General features: G+C 37.3%; 11 protein-coding genes. 10 read left to right on the forward strand and 1 reads right to left on the reverse strand.

Annotation, left to right across the window (positions count from 1 at the left end; all coding sequences use genetic code 11):
* Positions 1–13: 13 nt before the first annotated feature.
* On the forward strand, positions 14–754 hold the full coding sequence (locus MKX78_RS11015; RefSeq protein WP_095373462.1) for an SDR family NAD(P)-dependent oxidoreductase: 741 nt from the start codon (positions 14–16) through the stop codon (positions 752–754).
* A 129-nt stretch (positions 755–883) separates the two neighbouring features.
* Here MKX78_RS11015 and MKX78_RS11020 read toward each other — a convergent pair whose 3' ends face one another.
* Positions 884–1,342, reverse strand: coding sequence for a DUF2188 domain-containing protein (locus tag MKX78_RS11020; RefSeq protein WP_095373461.1), 459 nt, complete (start codon positions 1,340–1,342; stop codon positions 884–886).
* A 193-nt stretch (positions 1,343–1,535) separates the two neighbouring features.
* Between MKX78_RS11020 and MKX78_RS11025 the strand changes: the two genes are divergently transcribed.
* The 9 genes from MKX78_RS11025 (at position 1,536) to MKX78_RS11065 (ending at position 11,657) form a co-directional block, all read left to right on the forward strand.
* Complete coding sequence (locus MKX78_RS11025) at positions 1,536–2,339, forward strand: alpha/beta fold hydrolase (protein ID WP_095373460.1); 804 nt, start codon at positions 1,536–1,538, stop codon at positions 2,337–2,339.
* A gap of 83 nt (positions 2,340–2,422) precedes the next feature.
* Positions 2,423–3,199, forward strand: coding sequence for an IclR family transcriptional regulator (locus tag MKX78_RS11030; RefSeq protein WP_095373459.1), 777 nt, complete (start codon positions 2,423–2,425; stop codon positions 3,197–3,199).
* Positions 3,200–3,832: 633 nt separating this feature from the next.
* Positions 3,833–5,104: an MFS transporter gene (locus tag MKX78_RS11035; RefSeq protein ID WP_095373458.1), complete on the forward strand. Its 1,272-nt coding sequence runs from the start codon at positions 3,833–3,835 to the stop codon at positions 5,102–5,104.
* Between the two features lie 132 nt (positions 5,105–5,236).
* Positions 5,237–5,764 carry a cupin domain-containing protein gene (locus tag MKX78_RS11040; protein ID WP_095373457.1) on the forward strand — a complete coding sequence of 176 codons (528 nt, stop codon included), beginning with the start codon at positions 5,237–5,239 and terminating at the stop codon, positions 5,762–5,764.
* A gap of 137 nt (positions 5,765–5,901) precedes the next feature.
* On the forward strand, positions 5,902–6,816 hold the full coding sequence (locus MKX78_RS11045; RefSeq protein WP_307314255.1) for a VOC family protein: 915 nt from the start codon (positions 5,902–5,904) through the stop codon (positions 6,814–6,816).
* Between the two features lie 27 nt (positions 6,817–6,843).
* Positions 6,844–7,635, forward strand: coding sequence for an SDR family oxidoreductase (locus MKX78_RS11050; RefSeq protein WP_095373455.1), 792 nt, complete (start codon positions 6,844–6,846; stop codon positions 7,633–7,635).
* 26 nt (positions 7,636–7,661) lie between these two features.
* Complete coding sequence (locus MKX78_RS11055) at positions 7,662–9,383, forward strand: thiamine pyrophosphate-binding protein (RefSeq protein ID WP_340974670.1); 1,722 nt, start codon at positions 7,662–7,664, stop codon at positions 9,381–9,383.
* A gap of 29 nt (positions 9,384–9,412) precedes the next feature.
* Positions 9,413–10,858 carry an aldehyde dehydrogenase family protein gene (locus MKX78_RS11060; RefSeq protein ID WP_307314250.1) on the forward strand — a complete coding sequence of 482 codons (1,446 nt, stop codon included), beginning with the start codon at positions 9,413–9,415 and terminating at the stop codon, positions 10,856–10,858.
* 16 nt (positions 10,859–10,874) lie between these two features.
* Positions 10,875–11,657, forward strand: coding sequence for an aspartate dehydrogenase (locus MKX78_RS11065; RefSeq protein WP_095373452.1), 783 nt, complete (start codon positions 10,875–10,877; stop codon positions 11,655–11,657).
* The last annotated feature ends 33 nt before the right edge of the window (positions 11,658–11,690 follow it).

Here is an 11,690-nt window from a genome sequence, read left to right on the forward strand (position 1 = left end):
GAGTGTTTGAATAATGAGTAAAATAGCCTATATTACCGGTGGCGGTAGGGGGATGGGAAGAGCAATTTGTTTAGCTGTTGCAAATAATTATCAAGTGGTTGCCAGTGATATCAATATAAATAATGCGAAAGAAACTATTGAACTTGTGAAAGAAATAGGTGGAGAGGGGTTTGCTGTACATTGTGATGTTACGAGTTTAGAAAGTGTAGAACGATCAGTAAAGGAAGTGCAGCAGAAGTATGGGAGTATTGATTTACTTGTAAATAATGCGGGATGGGATAAAATTGAACCATTTTTACAAAGTGAACCCGATACTTGGAGAAAGGTAATAGACATTAATTTAATGGGTCAAGTACACACATGTAAAATGATCCTGCCATTAATGATAGAAAATGGGAAAGGAAAGGTAGTCAACATTGCTTCAGATTCTGGGAGAGTAGGTTCAAGTGGAGAAGGAGTTTACTCTGCTGCTAAAGGTGGTGTAATTGCATTTACAAAGACGATTGCAAGAGAAATGGCCAGATATCAGATTAATGTGAACTGCATTGCGCCAGGTCCAGCCGATACGCCACTTTTCCAGGAGATAGGATCTTATAATAAAGGGATTGCTGCTGCACTAGAGAAAGCCATTCCATTCCGAAAATTAGCCCAACCAGAGGATATTGCTGGTGCTGTCGCTTTTTTTGCTTCGAAGGAAGCGGATTATATTACCGGGCAAACACTTTCTGTTAATGGCGGTTTAACAATGTGTTAAACAAGATAAAAAAAGGATAACCTCTTTCCTAAGTTCTTAAGGATAGAAAATAAGTATAAGAGCATGCAAACAAGCCGAAACCTTATTCGGCTTGTTTGTGTTTGTGCTTGAATAGGCAGTAATATATTGTTACTCTTCTATATCATAAGAATGTTTCTCGTCAATGGTTCCATCTTTTTTATATATTACAAGATGTGTTTTTTTATTTTGAGCGATTTCCTTTGCTCTTTTGACTGCTTCTGCCTTCGTAGGAAGGATCTCAGATGGTTTTTTTCCATGATCAGTTGTAATTGCCCAACCATCATCGTGTGGTAGTACATGTTGTCCTTCTTGAACTCGTTTACTCTTTTCTTTATCCCCTTTTCCTTCGGGTTGTAACTCACTGTCAGTTGCTTGAATCATTTGGTTTCGTTCTTTCGTTGTTGCATCGCTATACCATTTTTTACTTTGTTCAATGGCAATTGGGATAGCACGACTTTCATTATAGCCATCACGAATAAGACTGTTAGCTATTTCAATGGCTTTTTTCTTCATCGCTGTTTCTAAGTTTTTGAATGAATCTGGATAATCTGTCGTATGCCAGGGCATGTTCTCCACCTCCTAGTTTATTATTAAATTCATACCCTAGTTTGATAAAGATTACTCATAAAAAAAAGTAAGAGTAGTACATAACAATAGTGAAATATCTAAAAATTTAGAATAATGATTGACAAATGATGGGTATCTATTTAAAATTAAAACAATGTTTTGTTATAGAAACATAATAAAGAGGAGGAGTAAAATGCCTACCATAAGAGTAAGTAAAGAAATGAAGATTCATTACAGAGTGAAAGGTGAGGGAAAGCCGCTTATTATTTTACACGGGTTAGGTAATAATTCTCAGTCGTGGACAAAACAATTGGATGATTTATCAAAAGACTTTCAAGTATTCGTTTGGGATGCACCAGGTTATGGTCAAAGTAGTGATCCGGAGGAAGAGTTTACAAGTTTCCGGCAATTTGCTGATATACTAAAGCAATTTGTCGATGCCCTAGAATTACAAAAATTTTACTTACTTGGTCATTCAATGGGTTCTGCTATTGCTATAGATTTTACCTATCGATTCAAAGATCGAGTTGAATTACTTATTATTGCTGATCCAACACGAGGGGCTGCTGGGAATAGTGAAGAAGAGAACAGGAAAAAGTTAACTAGAAGAGTTTATAATGTGACAAATCTAACAGGAGAAGAACTAGCAAGACAAAGAGTAAGAGAATTGTTAGCGCCAGAGGCAAATCTGGAGGTTGTGAAAGAAGCAGAAAGAATTATGGCGCAAGTTCGACCGAAAGGATATATTTCGGTTGCTAACTCATTATATTCCTTGGATCACACGGACATTTATGGGAGCATAACAACGCCAACTTTAATATTATGTGGTGAATTTGATAAGGCAACTCCTGTTGAAGAGGCAAAAATATTTCATCATGCGATTGCCGAATCACAGTTGGTGATCATTCCTAATACAGGCCATCTTTGCTATCAAGAGGACCCAGCATCTTTTAATGAAGCCGTTCGGACATTTCTGCAAAATCCTGTAAATATATAAATGAAAATGATTCTTAATATCTTTTTCATCGATTTTTTGTTAAAATAGTAATATAGCATTTACTGGGAAAGTGGGGTGATGGAGTGGCTAACGGTGAAAAAGAGAGATATAATGCCAATTCATTAGTCAGAGGATTAGAAATCTTGAAATTATTCAACGGTGGACGTCCAACGATGTCTCTAGCTGAAATTGCGAAGGAACTAAATGTAAGTCGTACAGTACCATACCGTTTACTTTATACATTGCAAACGTTAGGTTACTTACATCAAGATGAACATACAAAGCGCTATAGCTTAACACCAAAAGTGCTTGAGCTTGGGTTTGCTTATTTGAATAGTTTAAACTTACCTGAAATCATTCAGCCTTATTTGGATACACTCCGTGATACAACTGGAGCGTCATGTCATTTATCGATATTAGATGATTATGAAGTCGTATACATAGGTAGTGCACCTGTTCGCGGGGTATCTGCCATAAATGTAAATATCGGTTTAAGATTGCCTGCACATGCAACAGCTAATGGCAAGCTTTTATTAGCTATGCAACCAGAAGGGAAGCTACGTGAGACAGTGTATGGATCTAACTTAAAACCGTATACAGAAAAAACGCAAACTGATTTACCTGGGTTCTTTGAAGAATTAGAAACAATCAGGAAAAACGGTTATGCAATTTCTTTAGGTGAATTCCATCAAGGAATTCAATCTGTAGCGGCGCCAATATATGATCGTAGTGGAAAAGTAGTAGCAGCCATTAATATTGTCGCCACTGATGTCACATATCAGAATGATTTTATCGAAAAAGTTGCTTTACCGAAAATCCTTGATATATCCAAACAATTATCCGGACTTATTGGAAATTGATTCACTAGAAGACACGAACTACTCATTAACAATTGTTGTACCCGAATCTAATTGATTCGGGTTTTTTTATTGGATTTACCTTTTTCTTTCACATGAAACTTACTTCTTTCCAGTTTATCCTTCTTTAGGTATGAAAGAGTAATTGTTTTTTATATATGTACAATCTTTCCCCTAGTGTTGCTCTCATAGTAATAACTCTACAAATTAATCTACTAGATTAATATATTACTTCTCATCATCAACCTCTTCATTTGTCGTTCCTTTAATTGGCAGGGACTCACTTTTTATAAATAGTTCACAATAAAAAAGATCATTAAATTAAATAGATTCTAAAAAATATATGAAATCACCTGATAAAGTGACTAAAATTTCGAATCTTTTTGGGCTTCTTTAAAATAATACGTATTCACTATTAAAATAAGTGAAATCAGTTGGGATGTTCAATTTTCATTATAAGTATAGTGAAAATAGTTTTAATTTATAACAATCTGTATTGACAAAATTTTTTAAAAATTTTAAGATTATATAAACTTTGTTTTGTATAAAAAACAAAGTTTTGAATGGATCGAAATTTATATGGAGGTGATTTTTGTTAATTAGTGATTTTTTCCACATATGATAGGAGGGTAAAGAATGTTAACAGGAAAGAAAAGATGGTTATATATTGCTGTACCGATATTCTTCTTTTGGTTTTTTGGCCAAATTGACAAGCTTGGTATTTCTATTATTCAAACAGATGCTGATTTTCTTAGTGACTTAGGGATTGCTGGTGAAAATGCCAAGATTGGTTTCATCACTTTTATATTCACAATTGCTTATGCGGTTTCAAACCTATTTTGGGGTGTAATTATTGATAAACTAGGTGCCAGAAAAACAGCAATGTTAGGTTTGGTTGTTTGGACCATTACGATGATTACCGCTGGCTTGTCGACTACATATGAGATGTTTATCTTGTCAAGAATCGTTCTTGGGTTTGGTGAGGGAATGATGATTCCTGTATGTGGAAAATTCATTGCTAACTGGTTCCATTATAAAGAATTAGGAAAAGCACAAGCATCATGGTTATCTGGTAACTATTTAGGGCCGGCTGTTGGTGCATTAATGCTAACCGCTATCATTGCTAGTCTCCATTGGCAAGCTGCATTTTTCCTACTCGCTGCTTTTAATTTATTGCTTGTACTGCCACTTTTTTATTTTCTTACAAGAGATATACCAGAAGAGCATAAAGGGATTACACATGAGGAGCTTGCCTATATACGTGAGAAAAACCCGATTGATAAAAAAGATGGATCGAAAAATTTTGCTCAAGACTATAGGTACTGGATTGTATGGTTTGGAATGCTGATGTCTTCCTTCTTATTTTTTGGTATTAGTATATGGTTACCTACTTATTTAATCGAAGCGAAGAGTTTTTCTAGGGAAGCAATGAGTAGTATTACATCCTTATCTTGGTTATTTGCCTTAGGATTTGTCCTTATTTGTGGTTACTTATCAGATAAGACAAACCGCCCAAGCCTGATGGCGACCATTTTATTTGCATTAACAACAATCTTTTTATGTGGTGGCATTATGTCGCCTAACGCGATAGTTGCAGGTATTTGCATGGGATTAGCTATGGGTACACAAGGTGGCGTCTTCCATCTAAGTAATTTATTTATTGTGAAATTCTCTACACCTGAAACCGCTGGTAGAGCAGCAGGTATGATGGGGTTTACTAATATTATGGGTGGTTTCGCCAGTTATATTATGGGATATTTACGAGATTTATCAAACGGAGACTTTGGGACATCAATCATTGTGTTAATTTTTGCCTCCACTTTAGGTTTTGTTGCTTATTTATTTACTCTTAAGCGGGAATCAACTGAGTTAAGGGTTGTTCATAATAACCAGTCAATAGTAGGTTAATCGTTTCATTCCAACTATTTATCTTTTTAAAATTTTCTCAAAATTTGTTGACTTTTTTGTTAACAGATTTTAAAATTGATTTATAAGAGAAACAGTGTTTCTAATATAAAACATAAAGGAGTGTTTTTGAAAATGGCATTTGATGTTAAAGAATTTGAAAAGAAGCATGTAGCAAGATTACAGGATCGTTCATTAGATTGGAATGTTCTTAAATTCCAAGAAGAAATTGACCCAAGATTTAAAAGAGCACAAATGAGATATATTGGTCGTGGAGCCACTGCAAATGCTGATTCTAATGTTATTGCAGCTGAGCACTTTACATTAAGCACAATGGTATTACCTGCAGGTTGTATTGGACCATTGCATTTACATGATGATGTTGAAGAAGTTTTCTTCATTATTAAAGGAAGTGTAAAAGCGTTGATTCAAGAAGTAGATAGTGATGAGGTTCATGAAATTCGTTTAAACGAGCGTGATTGTATCAGTTCCCCACCTGGCGTATATCGTGGGATTCATAATGATGGTGACGAAGAAGCATTAATGTTGGTTATGCTTGGTGCAGTTAAACCGAATTTGCCAACTTACGTTAAAGGGAGCGAATTAGAAGAACTTCGTCTTCAAAGAGCGAAAGAAAGAGAAGCAATTATTGCAGATAAATAATTAAGTGAGGTAAGGAAGACCAATCTCATATGGTCTATCCTTACCGATTTTTATTAACATTCTATATTCACCAATAATTTGTAACGAGCGAAACATTTACCACGAACTTTCGCTTTATTTATAGAGGAGGTTTCAAGATGATTGGTATTACCCATTTAAGACATATCAGTCTTATTACTCCGAACATTGAAGAACAAGCAGCCTTTTATGAAAAAGTTTGGGGATTAGACAAAACGGCTGAGGATGAACAAACGGTTTATTTCAGAGGAGCAGGACCTGAGAATCATATTCTTAGCTTGCACAGTGGAGATAGAAGTGCTCTTCATCATATCGCATTTGGCATGGTGGATAAGCATGCAGTTGACCGTGCTGCAGAATATTTACAAGAAAAAGGCGTACCGATTGTGCAAGCACCGGGCTATTTAGATGAGGAAGGTAAAGGTTATGGTCTCCGCTTTGCTGATCCAGAAAATCGTGTAATTGAATTATCGACGTGGGTTGAAATTCATACATCTATTTGGAATCAAAAAAATGTAGATCCAGTCAAACTTAATCATGTAGTAATGAATACCGCTGATTTACAAATGATTACAGAATTTTATACAGATATTCTTGGCTTTAAAGTGACAGACTGGAGTGAAGATAAAATGGTGTTCTTACGTTGTAATCGAAAACATCACTCCATTGCTTTTAATCAAGAGGGTCATGCATCTGTCAATCATATTGCTTACGAAGTTGATACAGTAGATGAGGTCATGCGTGGCATTGCTAATGTGCGGAAAGCTGGATTGAATGAACTATGGGGACCAGGTAGACACGGACCAGGAGATAATATCTTTTGCTATTTCAAAGACCCAGGTAATTTTGTTATGGAATACACTTGTTATCTTGAAACGATTGAGGATGAAGCAGAATGGAAAGCAAGAGTATGGAAACGTGTACCACACTTAATGGATCAATGGGGGATTGCTGGGCCACCATCCAAAGAAGCACGTGCAGCAATGGGGGGAAAACCAGATCCAGGCTGGGCAAAATTACAATCTTTGATTTAATGGCTGACTTAAGAAAGGAAGAGTGTAATGGATTTAGGATTAAATAATAAAGTAGCAATTATTATGGGGGGGACTTCAGGTGTTGGATTGAAAACGGCTGAGATGTTCCTAGCTGAAGGTGCTAAAGTTGCTATTTGTGGTAGAGATGAAACAAGAAAAAATACGGCAGAGAAATATTTAAATGATTTAGCATCTGCTGATAGCATTTTTGCCGAAACATGTGATGTAACGAATAAAGAAGATGTACAGCGTTTTGTCAAAGGTGTGGCAGAAAAATTTTCAGGTATTGATATTTTAGTCAATGCAGCAGGGCAAAGTGTAATGGGACATTTCTTTGATGTTACTGATGATCAATGGGAACAACAAATTCAATTAAAGTATTTTGCTATCATCCACGCTGTAAAAGCTGTTCATCCCTACTTAGTTAAGCGTGGCGGCGGCCGAATAGTAAATATAAATGCTACGCTCGCGAAAGAACCAGAAAGGCATATGATTGCAACAGCTGCGACAAGAGCAGGATTACTTAATTTAAGTAAAACATTATCGCAAGAACTGGCGAGTGATAATATTCTTGTGAATTCTGTAAGTCTTGGCTTAATTAGAACGGATCAATGGGAGAGAAGAAGGAAGAAAAATGCACCCGATATGGATCCAGAAAGTTATTATGCAGACTTAGCGAAGAAAAGAAATATACCACTTGGTCGTGTTGGAGAAGCAGAAGAAGTAGCTAGTGTGATTTTATTTTTAGCATCCAAACATGCAAGCTATGTCGCTGGCTCAACTATTGAAACAGCAGGTGCATTAGGAAAGGCGTTATAAATACACAAAAAAGGTAGGAAGATACTATGACAGAAACAAAGCAAATGGAGACAGCGGGTGTAACAGATAACTCGGAGATGAACTTTACGGTTGCTGATGCGATTGTTCAAGAGCTTGTTAAAGCGGGCGTTACGACAGCATTTGGAATTGTAAGTATACATAATATGCCGATTTATGATGCCATTTTACGAGAAGGAAGCATCCATCTTGTATGTGCACGTGGTGAAAGTGGCGCGGTAAATATGGCCGATGGCTACGCACGTGTTACAGGAGAGTTAGGTGTTGTCATTACAAGTACAGGAACAGGCGCAGGTAATGCAGCAGGCGCACTTGTTGAGGCTTGGGCAGCAGGTGTACCACTTCTGCATCTAACTGGTGAAGTAGCATCCCCCTATTTAGGTACTGGCCGTGGCTATATTCATGAATGTAAAGATCAATTATCAATGTTAGAAGGATGTTCTAAACAAGCGATGCGCTTAAGAGTGCCACATCAAGCAAAAGCAGTGGTAAGGCAGGCTGTTGTAACTGCTCAAACTGCGCCGGCTGGTCCTGTTTCGTTAGAAATCCCCATTGATTATCAATCTGCGATTATTCCTGACCTGCATTTACAAGACTGGTCGGTAAAAACTCCGGAAGTTAACTCAAATACATATATTCCTGAAGATATTCTCTCATTGGTTGCTAAAGCGAAACGTCCTGTGATTTGGGCTGGTGGAGGTGTCATTTCAGCAAATGCATCCCAAGAGTTAACAAGATTGGCTAATCAGCTAGGAGCTGCTGTTATTACGAGCCAATCCGGAAAAGGAAGCATCCCTGAAGATCATCCTCAATGTATTGGTCATTTTGCTGCCTATCCAGACACGAAAGAAATGCTCAAGAATGCGGATTTGTTAATTAGTGTCGGTGTGAGATTTAGAGGAAATGAAACGTCAAATTGGAAGGTTGAAGTGCCGAATAATCATATTGCAATTGATGCCGATTGGCAAGGAATAAATCGAAATTACCCTTGTAGTTATGGACTTGTTGGAGACGCGAAGGATATTTTAAATCACTTTGTCACGCAATTACAGACAAAAGATGTTCAAGATAAACCATCGTATAAGGCTGAAGTAAAGCAACTACGAGAAAAATTACGAGCAAATTTACGAGCAACTTTAGGTCCATATGAACAAATAATGGACGAAATGAGAGCAGCATTACCGAAAGATACAGTGCTCGTACGAGATGTGACAGTACAAGCTAATGTATGGGGCAGCAGATTGTTCGAGATTCTTGAACCGAGAACATCTATTCATGCTTCCGGTGGTGGAATAGGTCAAGGGTTACCGACAGCGATTGGTGCTCAAATGGCTGCAAAGGATCGCAAAGTGGTATTAATGGCTGGTGATGGGGGCTTTATGGTGAATGTTGGTGAAATGCCGACTGCTGCTGAGGAGGCTCTCCCACTTATTGTTATCTTATTTGATGATGGTGGTTATGGCGTTCTTCGTAATATCCAAAAAAATGCATACGGTCGTCAAGTAGCTGTTGATCTACTAAGTCCTGATTTTGTGCAATTGGGAGAGTCTATGGGATTTGATGCGGTACGAATTCATTCAAGTGATGAATTTGCCGTAGAAATAAATAAAGCGGCAAAAAGTGTTAATCCGACAATCATCGTTGTAGATATGGAAGCTGTAGGGCCAATGGCTAAACCCTTTGAGGGACCTCCTGGTGCTGCTGATGCGTTTAAACCGAAGAAGTTATAAGTAAACATCTGAGTAAAGGAGGAAGCATAATGATTTCAACATATCCTAAAGTTTCAGGAAAATTTTTAATTGATGGTAAATGGTTGGAAGCGGAAAATAAAAAAGAAGTCATTAATCCAGCAAATACGCAAGAAGTAGTTGGAGAAGTTGCCCTTTGTACAAAGGAGCATGTAGATAAAGCGATAACATCAGCAGTGACGGCATTCGAATCTTGGTCTCAATCAGATATTCACGAACGCGCAGAAAAAATGAAGGTAGCAGCAGGAGCGATTGAAAAAATCGTTGAAGAGAATGTGAATTTACTCGTAAGGGAAAATGGTAAAATATTAGTTGAAGCAAAGAAAGATTTACTTCGATGTGTCGACATTATGAGAGAAGCGTCCGATGAATTATTAACTTGGTGGCAACCAGAGTCATTAGATGGAAAACAAAAAGTGCAAATTCGTAGAAGGCCGAGAGGGGTAACTGCGGTAATCTCTCCATGGAATTCACCGATGATTTTAACATTTAAGCGTGTTATTCCTGCTATCTTAACAGGTAATACAGTCATCGTTAAACCAGCTACAAGTTGTCCGCTAACAATTATGACATTTCTAGAAAAAGTCGCTTCATACTTTCCAAATGGTGTATTGAATGTTGTAACAGGGTCAGGTTCAGTAATAGGAGATGCACTTTGCAAAGATTCTAGTGTACGAACAGTTGCCTTTGTTGGTAGTACGGAAACGGGTAAAGAAATTATGAAAGCGTCAGCTAGCAATGTGAAAAACATCTTCATGGAATTAGGCGGGAATGATGCAGCCATCATCTTGGAAGATGCGAAACTCGATGATGAATTAATAACTAAGTTAAGATTTGGTATCTTACGAGCAGCTGGTCAAGTATGCTCAGCAGTTAAAAGGGTATATGTGCATGAATCTCGTTATGAAGAGCTTGTGGAAAAATTAAGGAAAAAGTTCCAATATATTCGGATTGGTAGTGGGATTCAACCAGATGTAGAGATGGGACCGTTAAATAATCAATCACAATATGAATATGTGAAAGGGTTAATTTCGAGAGCGAAAGATGGAGGGGCAGAAGTCCTTACAGGTGGAATCAAAATTGATCCAGAAGGTTGGAATGATGGATACTTTATTGAACCTACTATTATTACTGGTGTTAATCAAAATAGCGAAATTGTTCAAGCGGAACAATTTGGACCAGTAATTCCGATTCTCTCATTTAAGACAAATGAAGAAGCATTAAAGCTTGCAAACGATAGCCATTTTGGTTTACGTGCGTCTGTTTGGACAGAAAATGAAAAGAAAGCGATTGCGTTTGCTGATCAATTAGAAGCCGGTGCTGTATTTATCAATAACCATACTGTATTCCAGGACCTTCATTTAGATTTTCCTGGTTTAAAAGAAAGTGGTATTTCACGCGAAACGAGACACTGTAGCTTGGAATTTTTTGCAGACACTTATGGATTCGCGAATTAGAAAGTAGGGTTAAAAAATGAAGCTGGGATTAATAGGTGGAGGAAATATCGGAAAATTTTTGCTACAATCTATCAATAGCGATAAATTGGTAGATGGCGCACAATTCGTTGGATTGTATACAAGAAATCAAGAGAAAGCAAATGAGCTGGCTGAAGAGTATGATTTGCGAAGCTACCAATCAATCGATGAACTGATTGCTTCAGATATAGATGTGATAGTTGAAGCAGCTACTGTAGACGTTGTTCGAGCCCATGCCACATCGGTTCTCACACATGGTAAAGATCTTGTTGTGAGCAGTGTTGGCGCATTTTCTGATAACGACTATTTTCTCCAATTAGAAACGATTTGTAAAGAACAAGGGACAACGATTCATTTACCTTCAGGTGCAGTAGGAGGCTTGGATATATTAAAAGCTGCTAAGGCTATTGGTGCTTTACAAGAAGTATCGTTAACAACAACGAAGCCACCGCATGCCTTAAACGGTGTTACTCTCGAGAATAAAACAGTCTTATTTGAAGGTAATGCCTATGAAGCGATTAAACAGTTTCCTAAGAATATTAACGTATCAATTATTCTATCATTAGCTGGACTTGGTTCAAAAGAGACAAAAGTGAAGATTATTGCTGATCCAAAAGCAACGAAAAATAGTCATGAGATTACAGCTAAAGGGGCGTTTGGAAAAGTGAAACTAGTGGTTGAAAATGATCCGATGCCAAACAACCCAAAGACAAGTTACTTAGCAGCTTTAAGTGTTCTCTCAACATTGAAACATAAGGATCAATCTATCAAAGTGGGGTAAGAATTAGTACAATAATCTTTGTGACATCGATGA

The organism is Cytobacillus sp. FSL R5-0569 (genome assembly GCF_038007265.1).
Lineage (GTDB): Bacteria > Bacillota > Bacilli > Bacillales > Cytobacillaceae > Cytobacillus > Cytobacillus kochii.

What these genes read in the sequence shown, in the direction of transcription:
- MKX78_RS11015 (WP_095373462.1), top strand. Translation starts at nt 14, where the DNA reads ATGAGTAAAATAGCCTATATTACCGGTGGCGGTAGGGGGATGGGAAGA.
- MKX78_RS11020 (WP_095373461.1), bottom strand. Translation starts at nt 1,342, where the DNA reads ATGCCCTGGCATACGACAGATTATCCAGATTCATTCAAAAACTTAGAA.
- MKX78_RS11025 (WP_095373460.1), top strand. Translation starts at nt 1,536, where the DNA reads ATGCCTACCATAAGAGTAAGTAAAGAAATGAAGATTCATTACAGAGTG.
- MKX78_RS11035 (WP_095373458.1), top strand. Translation starts at nt 3,833, where the DNA reads ATGTTAACAGGAAAGAAAAGATGGTTATATATTGCTGTACCGATATTC.
- MKX78_RS11040 (WP_095373457.1), top strand. Translation starts at nt 5,237, where the DNA reads ATGGCATTTGATGTTAAAGAATTTGAAAAGAAGCATGTAGCAAGATTA.
- MKX78_RS11045 (WP_307314255.1), top strand. Translation starts at nt 5,902, where the DNA reads ATGATTGGTATTACCCATTTAAGACATATCAGTCTTATTACTCCGAAC.
- MKX78_RS11050 (WP_095373455.1), top strand. Translation starts at nt 6,844, where the DNA reads ATGGATTTAGGATTAAATAATAAAGTAGCAATTATTATGGGGGGGACT.
- MKX78_RS11055 (WP_340974670.1), top strand. Translation starts at nt 7,662, where the DNA reads ATGACAGAAACAAAGCAAATGGAGACAGCGGGTGTAACAGATAACTCG.
- MKX78_RS11060 (WP_307314250.1), top strand. Translation starts at nt 9,413, where the DNA reads ATGATTTCAACATATCCTAAAGTTTCAGGAAAATTTTTAATTGATGGT.
- MKX78_RS11065 (WP_095373452.1), top strand. Translation starts at nt 10,875, where the DNA reads ATGAAGCTGGGATTAATAGGTGGAGGAAATATCGGAAAATTTTTGCTA.